This is a genomic window from Clostridium sp. LBM24168, assembly GCF_052953915.1.
The window spans coordinates 1748497-1773067 of record NZ_CP196861.1; the positions used below are offsets into that span (position 1 = coordinate 1748497).

Sequence of the window (24571 nt, forward strand, 5' to 3'; positions counted from 1 at the left end):
TAAATATAGCCTCCTATTCTGATACCATCTTCACAGCATCACCATCTTGTAAAGTGCTTACATTAGTACAAATAACAAAATTACCCGCTTGCACTCCTGATTTTACTTCTACATTGTCTTTATTGAATTCTCCTATGGTTATATTTTGTTTTTTTGCTACACCATTATCATCTATAAATACATAATAGTTTTCTTCAGTGCCGCCTATTGCTTTCAATGGCACTGTAATTGCTTTTTTTGTTTCATTAGTATCAATTTCTATATTTCCAAAGACACCCGGTTTTAGTTTAGCATCCTTATTGTCAATTTGAACCTTACATTTAAATGTTCTGGAAGTAGGATCTGCTGCCCCATCAATACTTTTAACAACGCCATCATATTTCTTTAAACTATCACCATCAAGTTTAAATTTAACTTTGGCTCCCGGTTTTACATAATTCAAATCACTTTCTCTTATGTTTATGACAGCATATATGGGAGATATTGTTTCCACCTTTCCCAAAATCGTTCCTGGATTTACGTATTGGCCTACGTTAATATTTTTTCCGGTTATAACTCCACTAGTTGGAGCCGTAATAACTGTGTCTTTCAATGATTCTTTCACATTATCCAAATTTGTTTGAGCCGTTTGTATATTAGCTCTTTGTGTCTCAACAGAACTGCTTGAAGCTTGTGCGCTGGCTTTTGCTGATTCCAGGGCACTCTGAGCTGTTTTTAGCTGAGCTTGAGAAGTCTCTAAATCAACTTTTGTAGCTGTTCCTTGAACATAAAGTGCCTTTGTTCTATTATAATTATTTTGGGCAGTTTCTAAATCGATCTGCGGTTTGTTGACTCCAAGCTGTGCAGAGCTGGCTGTGCTTTCCGCTGCCTTTAATTGAGCCTCTGCTGCTGCAAGCTGTGCTTCACTTGATCTTATATTATTTCTAATACCAGTATCATCCAGTTTTACTAAGCTTTGTCCTGCAGATACAGCTTGTCCATCATGAAATAAAACCTGAGTTGCCTTACCTGCCAATTTACTGCTTATATCCCCTTCTTCAGACGCTTCTAACGAAGCATTAAAAGACTCCTTTGAAGCCACCGTACCTATATCTGCTTTAATTGCCTCTACAGAAACTTTATCCGTATTACTTGAAACTTTTAGAACTTTTTTTCACCTAAAGAAATACTTCCTAAAACTACTGCAACATCAACAGCAGCTAGTACAATCACACAAATTCGTTTCTTTTTCTTAATCATTTCAATCATAGGAATTAACTTTTCTTTTATAATCATTTTGCCCTCCCTTATAAATAATTTTGGCGCTTAAATTAATTCATTGAATATACAATCAATTTAATTATTTTAATAAAAAACCAAACTAAATTATTAATTTGGTTTTTTCCATAAACTTATTGTAAAATCCATTAATCTTCTTATATAACTATAATTATCATTATTATCCTGTAGCATATTAGCTGTCAATAAATTTTTTATACAACTATCACTACTATCCTGCGACATACTAGCCGCCAAATGATTCATGGCAACAGTACTAAAAACTGTAGCCATAAATTGATGTGTGGCCATATCAAAATCCAGCTTTTCAATTTCACCATTTTCAGTCCTTTGCTTTAATAAGTTATTTATACTACTCCAAATCCTGGCAAATGTATGTAAAAGTAATTCATTTATTTCTTTCCCCAATAGATCTTTTTCATGAAACATAATAACAATCAAATCGCTGTCTAATTTAAAAGTTTCCCTTAAGTTTTTACAAAAATAGACCATTATTTCATTTAATGTCATTTCATCATTTATCCCATTTAAAGTTTCTTCCACACGTTTATTCAAAATTTCATAACCTTCTTCAAATATGGTATGCAAAATCTCTATTTTCCCACCCGAAAAATAATGATAGATCAATCCATCTGCCATCCCTATACTCTGAGTAATGGAACGAACAGGAGTATTGTAATATCCATTTTTTGCAAATAATTTTTTAGCCGAGTCCAACAACTGTTTTTTTCTCTTAATAGCCTGCAAATCCCTGCTAGTCAAGCGTTTCTCAGTACTACGCATATAATCCTCCATTTCATTAATCAAGCGTTCAATAAAATAATTTTATTATTAAATTTTACTAAAGTCAACATATTTTTATGCCAGACTACATATAAAGTGACAAGGCAAAATAATCCATAATTCATATTTACCTTGATATATTTTTTTTGTATTGCTATAATCATATTGTTAACTTTTATATAGAATCAAGTTTACAATAAGTTGCATAAGGAGATATTTTTATGGATGAATTATGGAATGAAATACTGGAAATAGGACAAAGGATCTTAAATGGAGGAAACATTACAGCTGAAGAAGCTGAAACACTGGGAAAATCCAATGAAAGTGACATATTTCTGTTATGTAGTTTTGCAAATAAAATAAGAGAAAAATTCAATGGAAATAATGTAGATCTATGCTCGGTAATCAACGCAAAATCAGGGAACTGCCCTGAAGATTGTGCATTTTGTGCTCAATCTGCCCATCACCATACAAATGCAAAATGTTATTCACTTGTGGACGAAGATAAGATTCTTGAAACTGCAATAAGACGTGAAAAGGCAGGTGCAAGACATTGTGACATTTGTACAAGCGGTCTTGGATATACCGGAAAAGAAAAGAATTTTAAAATAATATTAAATGCATTTAGAAAAATGAAGGAAAATACAAATTTAAAGTTGTGTGCCTGTCTTGGAACTCTTACCATGGATGCGGCAAAAGAACTGGTAGATGCAGGAGTTGAACGTTATAATCATAATCTCGAAACGGCAAGAAGCTTTTTCCCTAAAATTGTTACAACTCATGGATATGATGAAAGAATTGATACAATACGCTATGCAAAAAAAGCCGGTATGGAAGTATGTTCTGGAATGATCATAGGTATGGGTGAAACCATGAAACAACGTATCGAACATGCATTTTTGTTAAAGGAACTGAATGTTGATGCCGTACCTTTAAATGTATTGAATCCGGTTAAAGGCACAAAACTTGAAAATGCAACTTCTCTTACTCCCATGGAAATAATCAAAACTTTTGCCATAATGAGATTTATATTACCTGATAAAAATATAAGATTTGCTGGAGGAAGAGAAAAAAACCTCAGGAACCTTCAATCTCTTGGATTCATTGCGGGTATAAATGGTATGCTAATAGGTGACTATTTAACTACAAGTGGACAGAAAATAAATAAAGATTTTGAAATGCTCAATGATTTGAATTTAACATATTGATAAACCTTACCAACCTTAAATAATATGCTGGAGGTGTAACCTCCAGTGCCTTTATTTACCAAGCATGGAACATAAACTTATTTCTTTAGCAAATAGTTACGTAGTCAAACTTAAAAATTGAAATTATTTTTCATCAACAACCTGACGGTATTTATATTTATTACATCTTCTCCTCCCAATATAATTAAATTTTTTATGTCCCGGTGTTTCAACAATTCTGTTTGTATTCTTATATTATTATTATCTACAAGCAGTATATTTGAATTATTTTTTGCAGCCAATAAAGAACCTGTTACTGCATATGGGAAATCCATTCCTGAGGTTATTGTAATTATATTACTATTTATACTAAATTCATCAACTATTCTTATAGACGTTTCATATATGTTTCCGCCTTCCAATCTCGTTATATATACATCTCTAAATAAATTTCCTATTTCAGCTTCAATATTATCAGACAATACTTGTTTTTCTCCAACAACATATACTTTATCTGGTTGTATACTGTGTATATATTTAATGGCATTAGCCGACAAAGTATTATTAGTCATTAATATTGGATATCCATTCTTACAGGCTACACTTAATATTCCAAGAGAGTCTCCAAAATTATTTCCACTTACAACTATTATTGGAGTTCCCTTTTTAACACCCAGACTGTCAATAATTTTATAATTTGTTTCATAACGATCTTTTCCACCAAGCCTTATTATATTATAGCCTTGTTTATCCAGATAATCTGATACTTCCATATTTACAGCAGCAGCACCACCTAAAACATATATATTCTTACTTTTTTCTAGGTTTGAAAAAATATAACTTAATACTTTTTTATTCTCATTAAGAGACTTGCCAACTAGCAAAAGTGGTGCATTATTTCTATAAGCCAATACAGAGCCAGACAATGCATCAGGGAAATCAGCCGATGATGCTAATACTACAGCATCGGGTTTTCCATTTTTAAACAGTTCTTCAGCTATTGATACAGAAGCTTCAATTCCATTATTTCCATATATTCTTTTTATTATAGTTTTCGATGTTTTACCATCATCATTATCGACATACTTACTTTTTGTCGTACAACTTACACATGTTGATTTATCCGACTCTCCAGACTCATTTACACCCGTTATTTTGTAAAAGTATGTTTTATCCGATTCCAGTCTTGTGTCTTCATAACTGCTTGCTGTAACTTCAATATTATTCACTTTCACATATTCACCATTCTCACTGTCACTCCTGTATACATTGTAAGCCATTACTCCAGATACAGAATCCCACTTCAATTTTACTTTGTCTTTATCTGTACTTTCTATACCAAGTCCTCCAGGTATCTCCGGCAGTGTCAGGACACTTACACTTTCAGACTTTTCTGATTCTCCCGATTCATTGATTGCAGATATTTTATAATAATATGTCTTTCCTGGTTCTAGTCCTGTATCTTCATAACTGCTTGCTGTAACTTCAATATTATTCACTTTCACATATTCACCATTCTCACTGTCACTCCTGTATACATTGTAAGCCGTTACTCCAGATACAGAATCCCACTTCAATTTTACTTTGTCTTTATCTGTACTTTCTATACCAAGTCCTCCAGGTATCTCCAGCAGTGTCAGGACACTTACACTTTCAGACTTTTCTGATTCTCCCGATTCATTGATTGCAGATATTTTATAATAATATGTCTTTCCTGGTTCTAGTCCTGTATCTTCATAACTGCTTGCTGTAACTTCAATATTATTCACTTTCATATATTCACCGTTCTCGCTGTCACTCCTGTATACATTGTAGACTTTTGCTCCAGGTACAATATTCCAACTTAAACTTATTTTAATTTTATCTATTACTTCTATCTTCAATCCTTTTGGTACTTCTGGCAGTGTTGTTACACTTACACTTTCAGATTTTTCAGATTCTCCTGCCTCATTTACTGCTGTTATCCTATAGTAATATGTCTTTCCTGATTCTAACCCCATATCTTCATAGCCGTTTGCTGTAACTTCATTATTGTTCACTTTCACATATTCACCATTCTCACTGTCACTCCTGTATACATTGTAACCTTTTGCTCCCATGGCAGCATACCAGCTAAGTTTTACTTTATATTCATCCATACTCTCTACAATTAGTCCTTCAGGTACTTTTGGCAACACCTTAGGCGGAACTGGAGGAGGTACAGTTTCTTTTACGGTTGTCGCACTTGCAAAAGGAGATTTTGCAGATTCGTCTGTCTCATTAACTGCCGTTACTTTGTAAAAATATGTCTGTCCTGACTCCAGTCCTGTATCTTTATAGGTATTCGATATAACTCCTGCTGTATTTACCTTGACATATTCTCCATTTTCACTGTCCGACCTATATACGTTGTAACTGTCTGCTCCTAAAACAATGTCCCAGCTGAGCCCTATTTTGCTTTTGTCCGTTCCTGTTACATGAAGACCTGCTGGTACTCCCGGTAAAACTGGTATTGGGATTTCATCAAGAGTTGCAGCATTTGCACTTGTGGATTTATCCGACTCTTCTGTCTCATTAACTGCCGTTATCCTGTAATAATATGTCTGTCCTGACTCCAGTCCTGTGTCCTCATAGCTGTTTGCTGTAACTTCATTATTGTTCACTTTCACATATTCACCGTTCTCACTGTCACTCCTGTATATGTTGTAGCTTTGAGCTCCTGAAACATTCCCCCAGTTTAGTCTTATTGTGCTTTCATTCATCCCAATTGCTTGCAAATCAACAGGTATTCCAGGCAAAGTTGGAATCGGAATTTCATGTATGGTAGCAGCACTTACAGTTAAAGAATTTTCTGATTCTCCTGATCCATTAACTGCCGTTATCCTGTAATAATATGTCTTCCCTGGCTCCAACCCCGTGTCCTCATATGTATTCGATATAACTCCTGCTGTATTTACCTTGATGTATTCTCCATTTTCACTGTCCGACCTATATACGTTGTAACTGTCTACATCGTCAATTGAATCCCAGCTTAAATGTATTTCACTTGCACTTATACCTTCTGCTGTTAAATTTATCGGAATTAAATTTATTGAATTTCCTGAAATAACGGTTTCGATTTCAGGTACATCTATTCCATCTTTAAAATATCCTTTAATTGTATTACTTAAAATTGTATTGTCCAAATTATTTCTTCCCGCTTGTATTTTAATACCATAAGGGCAGGCAAAAGGTTTGTTCGTTATTACATCAACCTTAAATTGTGAAACTATGTTATTATTAAAATTTGAATTTTTGACATCAGAGTCTAAAAAAATTCCTGAATTACGCGATTGATCCCAATCCCAATCAGAACCTTCTGAAACCGATAAGCTACAATTATCTATTTTATTTTCGGCTACAGTTAATTCATCTGATAATACAATATATATTCCATTAAAGGCAATATCGGACAATTTGTTACCACTTATCTCAGAATTCATTAAATTGTTTATTTCAATACCAAAATATTTTGAATTGCTGATCACATTGCCCTTTATGTCTATATTTGAAGCTCTATAATCACCAGCTACACTACCATTATTTCTAACTAAAGAAATTCCTGATGCTTTTGAGTTGTCTATAGTATTACCTGAAATTTCATTATCAAGAGCCGGTACCGCACACCTGATTCCATTGGTAGACGAATCATGGATTTCGTTATTTGTAACTTTAGAATCTCTACTCAGATAAAATGCTATCCTGCGTCCATAGATTTTATTATTGTTTATGGTACCACCTTTCTGCTTTGTAAACAGTATTCCATCCGCTTCTGGATTTGATACTTCCGATAATTCTGCATGTATCTCATTATTTTCAATAATATTTCCCTGAGCTAAGTTTCCACTTTCAACTACAGCATTATCCTCGACATCATTTGTATATGGTGTTCCATAAAATGCCACAGCAAAAACATAGGGAGATCCATATATTATACAATCATGAAGCTTGACATTATTAATTGTCTGGGAATCACTTGTAGAAAAGGCTGTTCTTCCATGGGAACTGTCAATAGTCAAATTGGATACTTCAACATCATTCTCTGTTACAGTTATTGCATTGATTGCACTGTTATTCTGTATAATTTTTGTATTTTCTTTTGATTCACCTTGAATTATAATACCAGATTTATTTATGTTTATACTTTCATTAAGTATATATTCTCCATTCTTAATATAAAATTTCATTTTCCCATCCGCCATGTAGTCACCTATAACCTTGTCCAATGTTTCAGTCTCAGGAATGGATGTTGTATCAATTACAGTCCATGTGTCATCTATGGCGTAGGACATCAATTTAATAGAACTTAATTTTTTATTTGTAATGTTGATTTTATCAAAATTTTTGTTGTTATAAGCATATACTACTACATTATTATGCAATGTTACCTGCGATCCTACTGTTAATGAAATGCAAATACACAAATATAATTTTCTTTTATTCATTGGCATTACCCTCTTACTACTCAAATAAAAATTAAAATCTACTTTATTACACTATACATAAAAATGGATTTAATTATGTAATATTTAAGTTAATTTTTTGTAATTTTTAGTCAAATAAAAGGACCTGGCCGATATACGACACAGGTCCTTTATAGAATATTGTTTTTTTCAAGAAATTTGGTGTTGAAATTTCCACTTTTAAATATATCATTCTGCATGAGCTTTTTGTGAAAGTCTATTGTAGTATCCACCCCTTCAATGACAAATTCATCAAGAGCCCTTCTCATTCTTTCTATTGCCTCATTTCTATCTCTTCCCCAGGCTATGACCTTTGATATCATGGAATCATAAAATGGAGGAATAGTATATCCACTGTATGCAGAACTATCTATCCTTATTCCAATCCCCCCGGGCGCTATATAATCATTGATTCTTCCAGGTGACGGGATAAAGTTTTTATAAGGGTTTTCAGCATTTATCCTACACTCGATAGCACACCCATTTCTTTTGATATCACCCTGCGAAAAGGATAATTTTTTTCCTTCTGCTATTGATATCTGTTCTTTTATCAAGTCTATTCCCGTTGTCATTTCAGTAACTCCATGTTCAACCTGGACTCGTGTATTCATTTCCATAAAATAAAACTTGTTGTCTGAGTCAAGGAGAAACTCCACTGTTCCAAGGCTATTATAGTTCACCGCTTTACAGGCTCTGACTGCAGCATTTCCCATTGTCTTACGAAGCTCATCATTCATGGCTGGAGATGGCGATTCCTCTAAAAGTTTTTGATGCCGTCTCTGAATTGTGCAATCTCTTTCTCCCAGATAGACCACATTACCATAATTATCTCCAATTATCTGTATTTCAACATGCCTTGTATCTTCAAGATACTTTTCCAGATAAACTGCAGGATTGCCGAAATAATTTTCAGCTTCTTTTTCCGATTCCTCAATTGCAGCTGCAAGGTCTTCCTCATTTCGTGCAACCCTCATGCCCTTGCCTCCTCCTCCGGCGGAGGCTTTGACTATAACAGGGTATCCTATTCTTTCAGCTATTTCAATTGCCCTGTCCTTATTCTCTACCTCACCTTCTGTCCCCATTACAACAGGCACACCAGCTTTTTTCATGGTTTCTTTTGCATTGGATTTGTCTCCAAGGCTGTCGATAATTCTATATTCAGGTCCTATAAAACATATATTGAATTCTTTACATGCTTTGGCAAAAGTTGAACTCTCTGAAAGGAATCCATATCCTGGGTGAATTGCATCAGAATTTGAGTGAATTGCCACATTTATTATACTATTCATATTCAAATATGTATCTTTTGCAGAAGTTTTTCCTATACAATAGGTTTCATCTGCAAGTTTCACATGAAGCGACTCTCTATCGCTCTCTGAATAAATTGCAACTGCAGCAATTCCAAACTCATGACAGGCCCGTATAATTCTAACTGCAATTTCACCTCTATTTGCTATAAGGATCTTTTTAAACATAATTATTCTTCACTTCCTTTTACCTCAAATAAAGGTTGTCCATACTCCACAAAGTCTCCGTCCTTAACTAATATATCAACAATTTCTCCGATAATACCTGCATCAACCTCATTAAACAGCTTCATTACCTCAACCAGACCTACTACCGTATTTTCCCTCACCATATCATGAAGTTTTACAAAAGGCTCTTCACCTTTTTCTTTTCTCAAATAAAAAGTTCCTGCAAGAGTTGATTTAATATAGTCCTTTTTTGGATCACTTTTATTATTCTTCAGATGTAATTCATCATCCCTATGGCCTTCAATACTACAGCTATTATGTTCTTTAAACCCTTCTCCTTTAGAATCTCCCTTTTCTATGACTATTTTGCTGTCTCCATGCTCGAATTCAAAATGAGAAAAATCATGTTTTTCAATAATTCCCATTATTCTATCTAAATCATCTATTTCAATCATCTTCGTACCTCCTGATACATTCAAATACTTATCAATCTAACAGATTTTTTTAGTTCTTCTATATATTTTTCTCTATTTAAATACAAGCTTTCTGCTTCCTTAAGCGTTATTTTTTTGAATTTAACTTTGTCAGAAGGCTTAAGCTGAACCAATTTCTGAATATCATGGGAAATAACATGAGCTATTTTAGGATAACCTCCTGCCGTTGCCCTGTCAGCCAGAAGAATTATTGGATTACCATCTGGTGGAATTTGAACAGTCCCAAAGGACACCTCTCCTGATATCATCTCAATACTTTTTTCAAATTCAATTTTAGGTCCTTTTAATCTATACCCCATTCTATCCGATTTTACATCTATACTGAAACAAGAACTAAAAAACTTGCGAATGCTATCTCCTTTTACATAATTGAACTGCCTGTCCTCAAACACTCTTATAACTGTTTCATTGGTACCTTCTGGAATAAAGTTCTTCACATACCACTTTGCAGCAATAAAATGTTCACCCTTGTCAAACTCTTTCAATTTATCTATTATACTCAAAGAAAGCTCTGATTTTTTCCCAACTTTAAGTATGTCACACTTTTTAAGAGTTCTGCCTTCTTTTCCTCCTATGTTCGCTCTAATATACGTACTTCTGCTTCCCATAAAAACCGGGACATCAAAACCTCCAGCTACTGATAAATAACATCTACAACCAGCTGAACATCTTCCAAATTTCAATACTGAATCCTCATTCAAATAAATAGGCCTTCCCATTGGAACTCTTTTGCCTTTAATTTCGGGAGAAATGTCTGCTCCAGTTATAGAAATTAAATTTCCTTTCGTTATTTTCAGTGAAGGGCCCATTAATGTAATTTCAAGAGTTCCTTCATTTTCATCATTCCCAACAACAATATTTGCAAGCCTCATGGAATAAACATCCATAGCCCCACTGACAATAACTCCATATTTTTGATATCCATATCTTCCACAATCCTGAATTGTTGTCAAAAGTCCAGGGGTCAATACAGTTATGCTCATAACATCTTCTCCTTTAACCTTAAATATTCATTGCTGGAAATAGGATAAAATTTTGCTATATCACCACATTTTAAAAGAGTTTTACTACTGCTTTGCAAATCAAATAATTTAAAGGGAGTTCTTCCTATTATCTGCCATCCCCCAGGAGTTTCTATAGGATAAACCCCTGTCTGCTTCCCTGCTATTCCGACAGAGCCTTCAGGTATTGCCGTTCTTGGAGATTTACGCCTTGGCGTATAAATTTTCTCTGACAGTCCTCCAAGATAGGGAAACCCTGGAGCAAATCCAATCATATATACTAAATATTTTCCATTACTGTGTATTTCTACTACTTCAGCTTCAGTAAGATTATTCATTTCTGCTACGTATCTTATATCCGGCCCAAATTCTCCTCCATAGCAGACTGGAATTTCAATTACATTTTCTTCATAATTGCAGGAAAAATCTAGTTTTGATAGTATGTCCTCCAATTTTGACCTCACCACTTTAAAAGGTTCCTCACTTCTTATTTTCAAAGGATTATAAATTAGGGAAACGCTTGAAAAATATGGTATATATTCTATGAGCCACTTAAATGGATTTTGATCAATGTAATCACAGAATATCCTTATTTTCCTATTTATGCCTTCGTCGATTTTATTTTCAAACTCAACCAATGCTGAAGTTTCACTCACCTGTAAGATATTGAATTCATTCTCTACCATTTTTATCACATCCATTGCTTATTCATAGACCCTTTTCACTCTTTTTCCTATTCCACAGACAAATTCATAATTGAAACTTCCGGCTATTTCAGCCAATTGTTCCACAGTAATTTGATTTTTCCCGTCATGTCCAATTAAAGTTACTTCATCTTCAATTTTTACATCATCTATATGAGTCACATCAACCATCATTTGATCCATACATACTCTTCCTATTACAGAAGCATATTGTCCATGAATCAATACTCTTGCCCTTGAAGAAAGCGTTCTCATATATCCATCTGCATATCCTACTGAAACAGTTGCAATCTTAGTCTTTTCCTGTGTGATATAAGTTTTCCCGTAACTTATACCGCAGCCCCTGCTGACTTCTGAAACATTTATAACATGAGCTTTCCATTCCAGTGCCGGTATCAATTTTATAGAAGTTTTGTCCACTTCATCAGAAGGGTACAATCCATAGGTAATTATTCCGCTTCTTACCATATCAAAACGATGATCATTAAACTCCATAATCCCTGCACTATTGCAAACATGCTTAAATGGAATATTTATATTGCTGCACTCAAGCATATTTAAAAATTCATCGTATTTTTTCATCTGCATTCCGGTATAACTTTTGTCTTTTTCATCCGCACAGGAAAAATGAGTAAACAATCCCTCAACAACTATATTGTCCATATTTATTATCTTCTTGACGGCTGAAACACTTTCTTCATTTACCTTGAAACCAATTCTGTTCATTCCTGTTTCCAGGGCAATATGAATTTTTGCTTTTTTATCATACTGGACTGCACATCTCGACAATACCTTAGCAGTTTCCATGTTGTATATAGTCTGAGTAATATCATATTCAACTATATCCGAATACTGACTTGGAGAAGTATATCCAAGAATCAATATTGGAAGATGTATACCATTTTCTCTGAGTTCTATTGCCTCTTCTATAGTTGCCACTGCAAAATAATCAACTCTGTTCTCCAGAAAATTGCCTACTTTTACGGCGCCATGACCATACGCATCTGCCTTTATTACAGCCATTACCTTTACATGGCCATCTACTTTTTTTTTACCTCATCTATATTGTGACCTATAGCCTCTAGATTTATTTTGGCATAGGTTCTCAAATATTTTCCCATAAAATATATCATCCTTCTTTCTATATTTACAATGAAGCTATCTTTATATTTTCTCTTAGACAAGCCTCTTTTATTCTTTTTACAAACTTCAGTGCTTTTAAACCATCTCCATGAACACATATGGAATCTGCCTTGAGTGAAATATCACATCCATTTATAGTTTTTACCTTTTTTTCTCTAATCATTCTGAACACTCTTTCAATGGCAATTTCCTCGTCTGTTATAACTGCCCCTGCCTTTTTCCTGTCCACAAGGGAACCATCATCATCATAGGATCTGTCTGCAAAAACCTCACTTGCTGATTTCAATCCTATATTTCCAGCAGCCTCAATCATCCTGCTCCCACTTAAAGCAAGCAATATTAACTCGGGATTCACCTCATATATTCCTTCACAAATTGATGTAGCAAGTTTTAAATCTCTTGCTGCCATATTATAAAGTGCCCCATGCAATTTTACATGGTTCATTTTTATCCCCTTTGCCCTGCAGAAAGAATCAAGTGCTCCAATTTGATACTGTACAATAAATTTGGCCTCATTACATGAAATATCCATTTTGCGTCTTCCAAACCCAACTAAATCAGCCAACCCTGGGTGTGCCCCTACGGAAACATTATACTTTTTACATAATTCAACTGTATTATTCATGACTACAGGATCAGAAGCATGGAAACCACAGGCAATATTTGCGGAAGAAATATAAGGTATAACTTCTTCATCCGAACCAATTTTATAATTTCCAAAGCTTTCACCCAGATCGCAATTCAAATCCACTTTATACATAATATATATCTCCTCAATATTTAAGATCTATATTTTTTATATCCGTTATAAGCATATGTCCTGGAGAATGGGTAATAACTATTTCAGGCTTTACATTCATAACTACAGACTGCGGAGTAACACCGCAGGCCCAGAACACAGGTACTTCACCTTTTTTTATAGTAACAGCATCTCCAAAATCCGGTTTTGTTATATCTTTTATGCCTATGACTGATGGATCACCTATATGAACCGGTGCCCCATGTACCTTGGGCATTTCTCCACTTATGAGAACTGATTTTACTATCTGCTCATAGGGGAGAGGTCTCATACTTACAACCATTTTGCCATTGAATATACCTGCTGGTGTGCAATCGATATTTGTAATGAACATTGGGACATTACGTTTTTCTTCAATATGTCTTATTGTGACATTTGCCTCAATGAGATCCGATTCAAAAGAAAAACTGCATCCAATTAAAAAACTGACAAAATCATCTCTCCAGATATCTTCTATATGCGTATATTCACCAGTCAGAACTCCTCTTTTGTATACCCTGTATTTTGGTATATCTTTAGTAATATCAATATCTCTTCCCAAGTATTTAAGCTTTTTGCATCCGATATCGCTTACTTCAAGCAATGGACATGACTTAGAATTTCTCTGGGTAAAAAGCAGAAAATCATAGGCCAGATCTTTTGGCAGAACAACCAGGTTGGCCTGGGCATAACCAGCACACATTCCTGCCGTCGGGATGGTAATCTTTTCTTCACGTATCAATTTACGAACGTCATAGGGTTCCATACTCGAATAGTCCATATCCTAAACACCTCTAAATTATCTTCTCTAATTTTTGTTCTTCGTAACTTTTTGAAGCTTCATTTTCATAAAATCCCAATTCGATTACTTTTTCAAACCAGGTGGCACAAGTTTTCTTTAGTTTCAAGGCAGATTCTATACATTCCCTCATCAAACTTACTATTGATGTATTCATTGACATATTACATCCATCTATAGCCGGAATCAAATCTCCATACATATCTATCATTCCACTTCTTGACGCAGTAACCATTACTTCCTTTTCCATCTCAGCAGTATGCATTATGTTCAAATCCTTCTTCAAGTATGAAAGCGCCGCTATAAGTCCATAGCATCCCCAGTCTGAAACTGTAGCCGTTATAATATTGTCAGCTCCTACATTTGCCAGTATTCCTCCACCGCATCCACATGCACAACTTCCTTTGGCTGCATATGGAACATATTTTTCAATATGGTTCCTTAAAGTTCCCATACCAAGTTCATTTCCAAGATCTCCTATTGCTATGTTTAATACACCTTTTTTCTTCAATTTAGTAAACAGTATATCTCTCTTTGCTTCTATTTCAGTTACGTTCACTCCAACAGCATTATGATATACTCCAACAGAATTGGCACCTGGACATTCTATACTTATGACGGCACTTGGAAGCCCTTTTGCAATAATTTCATCCGACTGCTTCTCCGATTTCTTTACATCCTTTGTAAATACTACTCCTGCTATTGATAGTGGGTACTCTTTCAATTCATCAATATTGTCATAAAAATGAAGTCCAACTACATAAGCCAGATTTTTTACTGCTTTAATATTGTCCTCCGGACATATTATTACAGGCTTCACATTAAATCCTTTTACAAGAGCTCTTGCTAGAAGCATTGTACTTACAATTCCATCCATTTCTGCCTTTTTAAACGGAAGAAGAACAAAGCCTGTCATTATATATACCAGATCGCCTTCTTTCAATGTACTTAACAACTTTTTCGCACTGTTCATCGTTAAAGGTTCTTTCGTATATTCCCTTGCTGCACTGTATAAGATTCTGCATATCCCGTATCCTCTAGGATCTAAATTCATTAGATTGTCCAGATTTTCTCCTATATTCAATATAGTCAATTCTTCCTGATTCATAAAATAGCCCCCTGTTCTGCCTTTGTCCCTTCTAAAAATTCTTCAAGTAACGCGTCCTGCAGCTTTTTAACTATTTCCGGTGCCTTTCCGCCTACAGGTTTTCCATCTATTTCGCAGGCAGTTATGCAAAATTGTCCTGAGCTTGTGACTATAATTTCATCTGCATCCATCAATTCTTTTAAATTAAATGCAGTTTCATTTACCGGAATATCAAACTTCTTACACATTTTTATAATATGAGCTCTTGCTATACCAGGCAAAATCAAATTATCAGCTGGCGCTGTTTTGAATATACCGTCTTTTAGAATAGATACATTGCTATGGGCACATTCCGTTACCCTGTCACCTCTATGGAATACTGCCTCCTGGCATCCTGCTTCTTCAGCCTTTTGTGCCGCTATAACACTCGGTAGTAAATTCAATGTTTTTATATTACAGTGTAAAAATCTTGTATCTTCTAAAGTAATCAATTTCAACTTCTGCGACATATCCTTTACTTCCAATGGTTTTAACACAATCCACAAATTTGCCTTTACATCATCTCCAGGGAAAATATGATTACGCATGCCTGTACCTCTTGTAATCTGCCAGTATACGAACTGTTCTCCAGAGTCAACTTTTTTAACCATCTCAGTAAGAAGCTTCTTTAGCTCGTCCTTTGTATATGGAATTTTAATTCTCAGTAAGCCTGCACTGTTAAAGAAACGGTCAATATGTTCATCCAGTGCAAATATGATGTGATTTCTACTGTAAGTTGCATCATAAACCCCATCACCAAAATAGCAAACACGATCGTTCATAGGTATTGTCATATTTTCAATCAAATCATATTTCCCGTTGTAATATCCTAAATTTTTCATTTAATGTTTCCTCCTCTAAATTAAGAAAATTATAATTTTAGATATAAAATTTTTTCACTTCTCTATCTAAATATGTACATTTTTTGATAATCTTTAATTATAAATACATATTATATTAATAAATATTTTTTTTCAATATTTCCTTAAATTTATGTTCAATTTAGTTTTTATCATACTTTGTGCAAAAATATTTATTTTATTTTACTATATATCACAAAAAATTTTTAGTTTGATAAAATATAAACTATTTCAATAATCACCTTTTATATTTTTTAAAATACAGTAAGTCTTTGTTTTGGACACACCATCTATACTTTTTATTTCACGGTGTATTCTTTCCAGATCTTCCGGCGACTTACAAATTATCTTTAAAATAAAATCAAAATCTCCTGTAAGGTAATAACAAAAAACTACATTGTTATTTCTATTTATCTCGTTTGTAAATAAATCATAAAATTTCGGATGATCCAAACTAACTTCCATTAAAGCACTTGTATTATTACCCATTTTAATTTCATCTAATACTATGGTATAATTTTTTATCACACCACCTATTTCCATCTTTTTAATGCGTTCAAGAACTGCTGAAACAGACAGATGAACTTTTTTGCTTATTGCCGATGCTTTGATTCTGGCATTATATTTTAAGCATTCCAGTATCTCATAATCCATATGATCCATAAATATATCACTCCAAACTTTTTATTTAATTCTAGTACAAATTCCCTATTTTTATTTTATAATATACAAAAATAATTTTAAACTAAAAAACTGGCCTTAAAGCCAGTTTTTCTATTAATTTACCATATTTACTATATTACTTTCCCTTCTAATATCAATTATCTCAGCATCTGTATTACATTCTATAAAATTCACTATATTTTCCATGATGGCATCTGCCTGAAGTGAGTTTGCACACATTCCAACTATACCTATAACTATAATCTTGTGAACATCTTGTTTCTCTATTTCAGATACTGATATATTAAATTTATTCTTGAGTTTTTGAATTATACTTTTTACAATGGCTCTTTTTCCTTTCAAAGAATTTACCCAGGATGCCCGAAGTGTAATTTTCATAAATAAAACTCTCATCTATTAAAATCCTCCTTGCAATACACTTTTATATTAACATAAATATATCACATGGAATATCTTTTTCAATCAAGGCAGCTGATTCTTGTATTGATCATTGCTTATTTCTTCTATGGGTTCAACATATTCTTCCTCTTCATCGGCATATTCATCAACTATGTTTTTTCTCCTATTGAACTTTCCTACCGATTGATAGCTGTCCTTCATATCAAATTCAGTCTGACTGCTATTTCCACGATTTATTGTATTTTTAATTACATCTTCTTCTGCAGGCCTGTTTTTTCTCTCCTCAGGCTTTAAATCATCAATACTTTTCTGACATTCAATACAATATTCCGAATATGGAATACATTTTAATCTTTCCGTATCTATTTTCTTTCCGCACTTTTTACATATTCCATAAGTACCATTTTCAATACTCTTTAGTGCATTGTCTATTTTTCCTATAATAGCTCTTTCATTTTTCTGAAATGCCAGTCCCCTCTCCCTGTCATATACACTGCTTGCACTGTCTGCCGGATGATTGTCATAAAAAGACAATTCGTTAGCCATCTCTGAATTCGATTTTATTGTTTCATTCTTTTCCATTTGTTTTAATAATCTTAAAATTTCACTTCTTTGAGATTTTAATTTATCTCTAAAACTTTTCAATAATTTATTATCCATAATTGCAAAACACCTCTCATAACATATATTCTAGCTAAAAAAGCCTTATTTATTCTAATAAAAATTAATATTAAGATTTTATTGACATACCAATTTAATTGTTATATAATTGGCATATAATTTAAATAACTTATCAAGAGAGGTAGAGGGACTGGCCCGATGAAGCCCGACAACCAGCATTTTTCATTAGAATGCAGTGGTGTCAATTCCTACAGGATATTGTTCCTGACAGATAAGGATATTAGTAATAATGCTTTTAATTATTAAGATATTTAAAGCTATTTCCTTATGTGGAAATAGCTTTTTACTATGTAGCGATATAAAATTTGCTGTTGTGTTTAATTAAAAAAAGCAAAGTATTAACCAGAAGGTAAATACTTTGCCACAAGTAATAAAGAAATCCCTACAATTTCTTTATTGTTAAATCTTTAGGAAATTATATTGTTTATGTTTTATTAGCAACAACAGCAAACTGGAGTATTGTTCATACACATTACAGCAGTGCATCCGCATTTCATCATACTCATCATACAATCACAACATTGTTGAATCATTTTGCACATCATGTCATCTCCACTAGTCCATGTTATCATCATACCATCCATAGTCATATCGCATTTACACATTCCCATCATCATGTTGCATTCCATCATTTTCATACCATTCATCATCATACACATGCTAATCATTCCGCCATTTAGCATAGAGCAGAGATTCTGCATCATTGCAGCAGCCGTTTCATCCTTAGTCATGCACATCATTTTCATTCCGTTTTCGCACTTTTCCATCTTCATAGTTGCACGTGGAATCATCATCATGTTCATCTGACCCATAGGCATCGACATATTCATACCCATATTATTGTTCATCATCATTCCTTTTCCCATCATCATGTTCATTTTCGTCATTTCCATTTTTATTCCTCCTACAAATTTAATTTGTTTGAAGTATAAATAGTTCCTACCTCTGGTATATCCAGTCAGCATACCCCGTTATACTTTTACTGCTTGTTCTACCTTCCAGTATAATTCACAGCTAGTATACACAATTACTGAAATATTATACTGTTTTATTACCTTTTTCATAATTAAAAGTATAATTTTACCTCTGGTATATCCAGTAAGTTTATCTCTAGTTTTTCTAGTCAATAATATCATACTTTCTATATCGATAGGCCTCTAGTCTTTCTAGTCAGCCGTTTTAATTCAAATATAAAAAACTGCACTAATATCTATATTTATAAAAAAACATAAATACCACTACAGTTAATTTTACCACAATTAATTGATGATCTACAGCAACACATACAACAGCTATAATTATTTTCTTTTTCCATATACATATTTTCCTTTAACATATATCTATACCTCCACATAAAATAATTATAGCATCTTTAAATTATAGATTCATTTTATACAATCCTAACATCATTGTCAAGTATAAATAAATCTAATGACATCTACTATCCGTCAAATAACAAACTAGCTAGATGCTTTGCCTGTTTCCCACCTAAATTTAGCCCTTTGACACAATAATGGCAGTATGCAACTACTTTATCTGTGGTGATTTTTCGGCAGTGTTCCTGCATCAATTCTATTTGCCTTTCTTTTTTGTGTGGTATAAATTTTCCTCTCGCATGTTCTACAAATCTTTTTGGGGCCAAATTCAGATTTCGTTTCGGCGATGGAGCATACAAGGATATGCCACAGAACTGTGTTTTTTCATAATTCTCATCTTGCTCTACAATATCTACATTCATTTTTCTCAGCAGTGCACGAACAGCCTCTTGCTCTGAATGGTTATCATAGGAACGCCAGCAATCCTGTAAGGTCATTTTTTCATGTGAATAATCCGGGAAAGAAAATTTTGTATCATTTAAAATAAGTTCCCACAGTGAAATTCTTTTTAGCTCCGGCATTGTTTCCTGAAAAATTGCCGCACAATTATGGCAAACATATACCATTCTGTTATCTGCATTAAAAGCTTTGAAATCGGGAATGTCTTTCCATCTAGGTTGAAGCCATTCTGGCATATCAGCCGTGAATTCTTCTACTTTATAGTTTGGCACACAACACCTTATTATCTGCATGTTAAATCTCTGCTTCAAATAGTCTTGAATTTTTACACTCAAGATTGGTTCCTCTCTAGTAAATACACAGCTTGCCACATATATATAATTTTTAACATTCATCATTACAATCCCTCCATTCACTTATTATACATCTATCCTGCTATATGATATAATATAAAAAATAGATGTTTGCTATCAATAATATCGATAGCAATATTGTATACAGGGGGAATATTTAAAGGTGGATAATTTTATAGATTTACAATCCTTAATGATTTTTCAGTTAACTGCACAAAGAGGAAACATTTCTCAAGTTGCGCGTGAACTAAACTATGCACAATCCAATATTTCAACTAGAATACGACAGTTGGAAGACTATTTTCAGGCCTCTCTATTTTATAGACATAATCGTGGTGTTACATTGACACTCAAAGGACAAATGCTGCTGGGATACACTGAGAAAATATTTCAGCTTATGGATGAAACCACTAAACTAATAAGAGATAATGATATTCCAAGGGGACCTCTACATATAGGATCCATGGAAACAACCGCAGCTGTCTATCTACCGCAACTGCTTTCAAAATATCATAAGGATTATCCAAATGTAAATTTGACTTTAAAAACAGGAACAACTGAAAAAAACATACAGGAAGTTCTTCAATACAATCTAGATGGGGCTTTTGTGGCAGGGCCAATTAACCATTCCGAAATAATCCAAAAAAACTTTACTATGGAAAAGCTGGTACTTATCACAGATACCACACATCCGTATATATCTTCCATTAATGATATTCAAAAACGGACATTGCTTGTATTTCCTACTGGATGTTCTTACCGTAGAATATTAGAGCAATGGTTGCATGATAATGGACAAATACCAGACAAAGTAATGGAATTTGATACTTTGGAAGCTATCATCGGCTGTGTATGTGCCGGTTTAGGAATAAGCCTTCTCCCCGTTTCCGTAGTTAAAAAATATATCCAGTCCGGCATATTAAGATATCACCCAATTGAAAGTTCTTATGCAGAAATTCCGGTGGTATTCATTTATCGAAAGGAAAATTTTATGCCTGCATCTTTGCTAAAATTCATTGCCATGTTTTAATAAAAAAATAGCTGCATGGATATAACCAATACAGCTATTTTTAACAACAAATATTTTATAGCCCTTTCTCCTTCAAAGCTTTAGTAAGGAGAGGCACAATTTCATACAAATCACCTACAATGCCATAATCGGCCTGGGCAAATATCGGGGCTTTTTCATCAATGTTGATGGCAGTAATAATACCGGCATCACGAATACCGCCCAAATGTTGAATCTGACCTGATATTCCAATGGCAACATATAATGATCCCTTGAACTTCTGGCCTGATATACCTACAAAACGATCAAGCGGCATCCATTTTTTCTGTTCAGCAATAGGTCTTGAGCATCCAACTGCCGCTCCCATGGTTTCAGCCAAGTTTTGTATTATAGGTAGATCCTCTTTTGAATCCAGTCCACGCCCTACGCTGCAGACTATATCAGCACTGCTGATACTCTCATCTGTAATTGAACGGGCTTCTATTTTTATATTTTCATTCTGAAGATATTTCAAGAATTCAGCTACTCTTTCCTCCGGTGATCCTTCTTTTATAACAATCTTTTTGCGGTTTCCAGTTATAGCTTTCGGTTCTGTTTTAGTTGTTTTTTCAGGTTGATTTTTCTTTGGTCTTCCTATAATGAAATTTGAAATAACCAATTGTTGAATTTCATTCGTACCTTCATATATTGTACATATTTTAGCATCACGATACATACGTTCAACGTCAAATCCTTTTATGTATCCGGAGCCTCCAAATATCTGTACAGCATCGTTGACAACCTCAAGACAAATATCCGAAGCATACAATTTTGCCATTGCAGATTCTTTTCCATATACAGCATGTTCCTCTTTTAATTCAGCTGCACTGTACACCATAAATCTTGCTGCACGAATTTTGGTTGCCATATCCGCAAGTTTGAATGCAACAGCCTGCTGCCTTGCAATAGGCTTTCCAAATTGAATTCTTTTTTTAGCATAATCAAGGGCTTTTTCATAAGCTCCCTGCGCAATTCCAAGTGCCTGAGCCGCAATACCAATTCGTCCACCTTCCAAAGTCTGCATGGCAATTTTAAATCCCTGTCCTTCTTTTCCAAGAAGGTTCTCTTTTGGAACTTTTACATTACGAAAAAGTAATTCGGCAGTAGCAGAAGATCTGATTCCCATCTTATTATAATGCGTTCCAAAAGTGAATCCTTCCCAGCCCTTTTCAACTATAAAGGCACTAATTCCCTTTGTACCTATTCCAGGGGTTGTAACTGCAAATATAACATAAGTATCCGCATATCCACCATTTGTTATAAAGACTTTTGAACCATTCAGAATATAATAGTCGCCTTCTAGAACAGCTGTAGTTTCAGTTCCACCGGCATCACTTCCGGCATTGTCTTCAGTTAAACCAAAGGCAGCAATTTTTTTCCCGGAAGCCAGTGGTATAAGATATTTTTCCCTTTGAGCTTCTGTCCCAAACTCCATAATCGGCCATGATCCCAAGGACACATGTGCAGATAAAATAACACCCACACCTGCATCTATTCGCGACAATTCCTCTACAGCAATAGCATAACTCAATACATCTTTGCCTGCACCGCCATATTTTACCGGATATGGAATTCCCATAAGAGACAATTGCCCCATTTCTTCTACAATTTTTTCTGGAAACATATTTTCTTCATCCAGTTGAAAAGCAATAGGCTGTATTTTCGTTTCAGCAAATTCTCTAACAGTATTTTTAATTGCACTCTGTTCATCGTTCAATTTAAAATTCATTGAAATCATCTCCCCTCATAAGTTAATTATACAGTATCTCCCTTTCTATTTAAACCCAATATGGTTAATTTAAATTAATTATCTTTTAATAAATCTTATTCTACTTTCCATATTCCACTTTTCAAAAACTCTTCAGCTTTTTCCTGGGCCCTATATACGATATCATCTTTATACCCCAGAATACTTAAAAGCTTTATGGCATTTTGAGTCATGGATCTTCCCCTGTAAATCTTATAGTCAAACAATATTTTATTGTCCAGGATATTTTCCTGAAAATGATAATTTTCAAAATAATTCTCGAGTATATAAGTCAATTCCACATCATGAGTTGCAGCTACACATATACAATTTTCCAAAGTAATATACTTAAGCAGCTGTGATGAAGCTGCTATTCTTTCAACGGTATTTGTACCCCTAAGTATTTCATCCACAAAACAAATAGTCGGCAATGATTCATCTATATTGTCAATAATTCTTTTTAATGATTTGGTTTCAACTACATAGTAACTCTCCCTGCTCAACACATCATCCCTCAAAGCCATTGACGTGTAGATTTTAACATAAAAACCCCTGAAATAACTGGCGGTGCATGTACATATTGTCTGTGAAAATATAATATTGAGTGCCATAGCTTTCAAGAAAGTTGACTTTCCAGATGCATTGGATCCTGTAATCAAAATGGATTTTTCAACTTTTAAAGAATTAGGTATAGCTTTGTCTATAAGCGGGTGCATCATATCTTTAATTATAATACTTTGATTTTTTTTGCTGCTGCAACTGTACAGTTCAGGAATACAATAATTTTTTATTCTATCTCTATATGAAGCAATTGATATAAAACTGTCTATATTGCCAATTATTGAATAAACAATTCTAAACTCTTCACTTTTTTCCTTGAGGATCCGGCTCATTTTCTCATAATTAATCAAATCCGTCAGAAACAGCATATTAAAATAACCCATCATCAAACCTATATCCGATGTATTGCTTTCCAAGTTAAAGGAAATTTTCTTAATACCTTTTATGGAATCAAGGGATTTTTTTAATTTGTCATTGTATTCACCCAGCTCATCCGTATTGACCTTTAATATGGAATAGCCACATTTTATTATCTTGTTTATATAGGTAAAATCTCTAAGTTTATAATCCAGATTTGTCTTCGTAAAATAATAAACCAGAACATTTGTTATAAAACATATACTTATACATATTATACCAAAATATAAATTTAAAAACATTAGACCAATAGATATAACGGGAAGTATCCTAAGCACCCTGTACATGTTTAGATTGGAAGTTCCATTTTTGACACCGCTGTAATCGTAAAAGTAGTTGCTTATTGAAATCTGTCTTTTTATTCCGAGTTTGCCCAGCATGTATTGTATACTTTTTCTCTTTTCGATATTTTTCCTGAAATACTCTATAATTCTATTTCTATATTGAAGTTCTTTTTCATCATAAATGGGTTTTCTAAGAATAGTATAAAATGCTTCCTCACCAGGAGTGCTCAATGTAGTATCCATATTTTTGAACACCTCATCCAAATCAAGATCATTCCACGTTATTTCGTCAATAAAAAAGCTCTCTTTTTCATGCCGTCTTATATTTTGAAAGTACCCCGATATTTCATCAATCTCTTCACTGCCATATTTTTTATCCGATCTTTTACCCCACTGTTCTTCTATTGTATTTTTTATTTCACCATTATTCCTTAAGCTTGATATAATTGAAAAAGCAGCAAGTATTATAAATACTATTATCAAATATATTATAATTGCAAACAAGAGTCCATC

Annotated in this window: 22 protein-coding genes and 1 riboswitch; of the genes, 2 read left to right on the plus strand and 20 right to left on the minus strand. The window is 33.8% G+C overall.

Annotation, left to right across the window (positions count from 1 at the left end; translation table 11 throughout):
• Window positions 1–13 precede the first annotated feature (13 nt).
• Both ACSVC9_RS08635 and ACSVC9_RS08640 read right to left on the minus strand, forming a co-directional pair.
• The gene (locus ACSVC9_RS08635; RefSeq protein ID WP_446897087.1) at window positions 14–1081 is read right to left on the minus strand and encodes an efflux RND transporter periplasmic adaptor subunit; all 1068 of its coding nucleotides are present in this window, start codon (window positions 1079–1081) and stop codon (window positions 14–16) included.
• A gap of 287 nt (window positions 1082–1368) precedes the next feature.
• Window positions 1369–2061: a TetR/AcrR family transcriptional regulator gene (locus ACSVC9_RS08640; RefSeq protein WP_446897088.1), complete on the minus strand. Its 693-nt coding sequence runs from the start codon at window positions 2059–2061 to the stop codon at window positions 1369–1371.
• A gap of 221 nt (window positions 2062–2282) precedes the next feature.
• Between ACSVC9_RS08640 and bioB the strand changes: the two genes are divergently transcribed.
• Entirely contained in the window at window positions 2283–3269 is a 987-nt protein-coding gene (gene bioB, locus ACSVC9_RS08645) for a biotin synthase BioB (RefSeq protein ID WP_446897089.1), read from the plus strand.
• A 110-nt stretch (window positions 3270–3379) separates the two neighbouring features.
• Here bioB and ACSVC9_RS08650 read toward each other — a convergent pair whose 3' ends face one another.
• From ACSVC9_RS08650 to ACSVC9_RS08725, 16 genes are all read right to left on the minus strand, one after another.
• The gene (locus ACSVC9_RS08650) at window positions 3380–7711 is read right to left on the minus strand and encodes a fibronectin type III domain-containing protein (protein ID WP_446897090.1); all 4332 of its coding nucleotides are present in this window, start codon (window positions 7709–7711) and stop codon (window positions 3380–3382) included.
• Window positions 7712–7860: 149 nt separating this feature from the next.
• The gene (gene accC, locus ACSVC9_RS08655) at window positions 7861–9204 is read right to left on the minus strand and encodes an acetyl-CoA carboxylase biotin carboxylase subunit (protein ID WP_446897091.1); all 1344 of its coding nucleotides are present in this window, start codon (window positions 9202–9204) and stop codon (window positions 7861–7863) included.
• 2 nt (window positions 9205–9206) lie between these two features.
• Window positions 9207–9659, minus strand: a complete 453-nt coding sequence (locus ACSVC9_RS08660) for an acetyl-CoA carboxylase biotin carboxyl carrier protein (protein ID WP_446897092.1) — start codon at window positions 9657–9659, stop codon at window positions 9207–9209.
• A gap of 20 nt (window positions 9660–9679) precedes the next feature.
• The gene (locus ACSVC9_RS08665; RefSeq protein ID WP_446897093.1) at window positions 9680–10681 is read right to left on the minus strand and encodes a 5-oxoprolinase subunit C family protein; all 1002 of its coding nucleotides are present in this window, start codon (window positions 10679–10681) and stop codon (window positions 9680–9682) included.
• Window positions 10678–11385: a 5-oxoprolinase subunit PxpB gene (gene pxpB, locus ACSVC9_RS08670; RefSeq protein WP_446899831.1), complete on the minus strand. Its 708-nt coding sequence runs from the start codon at window positions 11383–11385 to the stop codon at window positions 10678–10680. Before pxpB ends, ACSVC9_RS08665 begins: the two co-directional genes overlap by 4 nt.
• Window positions 11386–11403: 18 nt before the next feature.
• Window positions 11404–12426, minus strand: coding sequence for an alanine racemase (gene alr, locus ACSVC9_RS08675; protein WP_446897094.1), 1023 nt, complete (start codon window positions 12424–12426; stop codon window positions 11404–11406).
• 124 nt (window positions 12427–12550) lie between these two features.
• Window positions 12551–13306: a 5-oxoprolinase subunit PxpA gene (locus ACSVC9_RS08680; RefSeq protein ID WP_446897095.1), complete on the minus strand. Its 756-nt coding sequence runs from the start codon at window positions 13304–13306 to the stop codon at window positions 12551–12553.
• Window positions 13307–13319: 13 nt separating this feature from the next.
• Complete coding sequence (locus ACSVC9_RS08685; RefSeq protein WP_446897096.1) at window positions 13320–14105, minus strand: putative hydro-lyase; 786 nt, start codon at window positions 14103–14105, stop codon at window positions 13320–13322.
• A gap of 13 nt (window positions 14106–14118) precedes the next feature.
• Window positions 14119–15231: a DUF4392 domain-containing protein gene (locus tag ACSVC9_RS08690; RefSeq protein ID WP_446897097.1), complete on the minus strand. Its 1113-nt coding sequence runs from the start codon at window positions 15229–15231 to the stop codon at window positions 14119–14121.
• Window positions 15228–16091, minus strand: coding sequence for a D-amino acid aminotransferase (locus ACSVC9_RS08695; protein WP_446897098.1), 864 nt, complete (start codon window positions 16089–16091; stop codon window positions 15228–15230). Before ACSVC9_RS08695 ends, ACSVC9_RS08690 begins: the two co-directional genes overlap by 4 nt.
• 249 nt (window positions 16092–16340) lie before the next feature.
• Window positions 16341–16772, minus strand: a complete 432-nt coding sequence (locus ACSVC9_RS08700; RefSeq protein WP_446897099.1) for an Lrp/AsnC family transcriptional regulator — start codon at window positions 16770–16772, stop codon at window positions 16341–16343.
• Window positions 16773–16886: 114 nt separating this feature from the next.
• A complete protein-coding gene (locus tag ACSVC9_RS08705) occupies window positions 16887–17186 on the minus strand; it encodes a DUF503 domain-containing protein (RefSeq protein WP_446897100.1) in 300 nt (99 codons plus the stop codon).
• A gap of 69 nt (window positions 17187–17255) precedes the next feature.
• The gene (locus ACSVC9_RS08710; RefSeq protein ID WP_446897101.1) at window positions 17256–17852 is read right to left on the minus strand and encodes a TraR/DksA C4-type zinc finger protein; all 597 of its coding nucleotides are present in this window, start codon (window positions 17850–17852) and stop codon (window positions 17256–17258) included.
• A 127-nt stretch (window positions 17853–17979) separates the two neighbouring features.
• Window positions 17980–18091, plus strand: a riboswitch (SAM riboswitch).
• 216 nt (window positions 18092–18307) lie between these two features.
• Window positions 18308–18766 (minus strand): hypothetical protein, encoded by a 459-nt coding sequence (locus tag ACSVC9_RS08715; RefSeq protein WP_446897102.1) that lies wholly within the window; start codon window positions 18764–18766, stop codon window positions 18308–18310.
• Between the two features lie 78 nt (window positions 18767–18844).
• Window positions 18845–19009, minus strand: a complete 165-nt coding sequence (locus ACSVC9_RS08720) for a hypothetical protein (RefSeq protein WP_446897103.1) — start codon at window positions 19007–19009, stop codon at window positions 18845–18847.
• 305 nt (window positions 19010–19314) lie between these two features.
• Window positions 19315–20046 (minus strand): hypothetical protein, encoded by a 732-nt coding sequence (locus ACSVC9_RS08725; RefSeq protein WP_446897104.1) that lies wholly within the window; start codon window positions 20044–20046, stop codon window positions 19315–19317.
• Between the two features lie 118 nt (window positions 20047–20164).
• On the opposite strand from ACSVC9_RS08725, the gene ACSVC9_RS08730 reads away from it, so the two are divergent.
• Window positions 20165–21031 (plus strand): LysR family transcriptional regulator, encoded by an 867-nt coding sequence (locus ACSVC9_RS08730; RefSeq protein WP_446897105.1) that lies wholly within the window; start codon window positions 20165–20167, stop codon window positions 21029–21031.
• A 55-nt stretch (window positions 21032–21086) separates the two neighbouring features.
• On the opposite strand, the gene ACSVC9_RS08735 is transcribed toward ACSVC9_RS08730, so the two are convergent.
• Both ACSVC9_RS08735 and ACSVC9_RS08740 read right to left on the minus strand, forming a co-directional pair.
• Window positions 21087–22778 (minus strand): acyl-CoA dehydrogenase family protein, encoded by a 1692-nt coding sequence (locus ACSVC9_RS08735; protein ID WP_446897106.1) that lies wholly within the window; start codon window positions 22776–22778, stop codon window positions 21087–21089.
• A 95-nt stretch (window positions 22779–22873) separates the two neighbouring features.
• The gene (locus ACSVC9_RS08740; protein WP_446897107.1) at window positions 22874–24562 is read right to left on the minus strand and encodes a MutS-related protein; all 1689 of its coding nucleotides are present in this window, start codon (window positions 24560–24562) and stop codon (window positions 22874–22876) included.
• Window positions 24563–24571: the final 9 nt, after the last annotated feature.

Excerpts from the sequence above, each read along its gene's own strand:
- ACSVC9_RS08680 (WP_446897095.1), bottom strand. The coding sequence starts at position 13,306 with ATGTATAAAGTGGATTTGAATTGCGATCTGGGTGAAAGCTTTGGAAAT.
- accC (WP_446897091.1), bottom strand. The coding sequence starts at position 9,204 with ATGTTTAAAAAGATCCTTATAGCAAATAGAGGTGAAATTGCAGTTAGA.
- ACSVC9_RS08700 (WP_446897099.1), bottom strand. The coding sequence starts at position 16,772 with ATGGATCATATGGATTATGAGATACTGGAATGCTTAAAATATAATGCC.
- alr (WP_446897094.1), bottom strand. The coding sequence starts at position 12,426 with ATGGCTGTAATAAAGGCAGATGCGTATGGTCATGGCGCCGTAAAAGTA.
- bioB (WP_446897089.1), top strand. The coding sequence starts at position 2,283 with ATGGATGAATTATGGAATGAAATACTGGAAATAGGACAAAGGATCTTA.
- ACSVC9_RS08720 (WP_446897103.1), bottom strand. The coding sequence starts at position 19,009 with ATGATATTATTGACTAGAAAAACTAGAGATAAACTTACTGGATATACC.
- ACSVC9_RS08705 (WP_446897100.1), bottom strand. The coding sequence starts at position 17,186 with ATGAGAGTTTTATTTATGAAAATTACACTTCGGGCATCCTGGGTAAAT.
- ACSVC9_RS08695 (WP_446897098.1), bottom strand. The coding sequence starts at position 16,091 with ATGAAAAATTTAGGATATTACAACGGGAAATATGATTTGATTGAAAAT.
- ACSVC9_RS08715 (WP_446897102.1), bottom strand. The coding sequence starts at position 18,766 with ATGGAAATGACGAAAATGAACATGATGATGGGAAAAGGAATGATGATG.
- ACSVC9_RS08660 (WP_446897092.1), bottom strand. The coding sequence starts at position 9,659 with ATGATTGAAATAGATGATTTAGATAGAATAATGGGAATTATTGAAAAA.
- ACSVC9_RS08650 (WP_446897090.1), bottom strand. The coding sequence starts at position 7,711 with ATGAATAAAAGAAAATTATATTTGTGTATTTGCATTTCATTAACAGTA.
- ACSVC9_RS08665 (WP_446897093.1), bottom strand. The coding sequence starts at position 10,681 with ATGAGCATAACTGTATTGACCCCTGGACTTTTGACAACAATTCAGGAT.
- ACSVC9_RS08710 (WP_446897101.1), bottom strand. The coding sequence starts at position 17,852 with ATGGATAATAAATTATTGAAAAGTTTTAGAGATAAATTAAAATCTCAA.
- ACSVC9_RS08640 (WP_446897088.1), bottom strand. The coding sequence starts at position 2,061 with ATGCGTAGTACTGAGAAACGCTTGACTAGCAGGGATTTGCAGGCTATT.
- ACSVC9_RS08735 (WP_446897106.1), bottom strand. The coding sequence starts at position 22,778 with ATGAATTTTAAATTGAACGATGAACAGAGTGCAATTAAAAATACTGTT.
- ACSVC9_RS08685 (WP_446897096.1), bottom strand. The coding sequence starts at position 14,105 with ATGGACTATTCGAGTATGGAACCCTATGACGTTCGTAAATTGATACGT.
- ACSVC9_RS08725 (WP_446897104.1), bottom strand. The coding sequence starts at position 20,046 with ATGATGAATGTTAAAAATTATATATATGTGGCAAGCTGTGTATTTACT.
- ACSVC9_RS08690 (WP_446897097.1), bottom strand. The coding sequence starts at position 15,231 with ATGAATCAGGAAGAATTGACTATATTGAATATAGGAGAAAATCTGGAC.
- pxpB (WP_446899831.1), bottom strand. The coding sequence starts at position 11,385 with ATGGTAGAGAATGAATTCAATATCTTACAGGTGAGTGAAACTTCAGCA.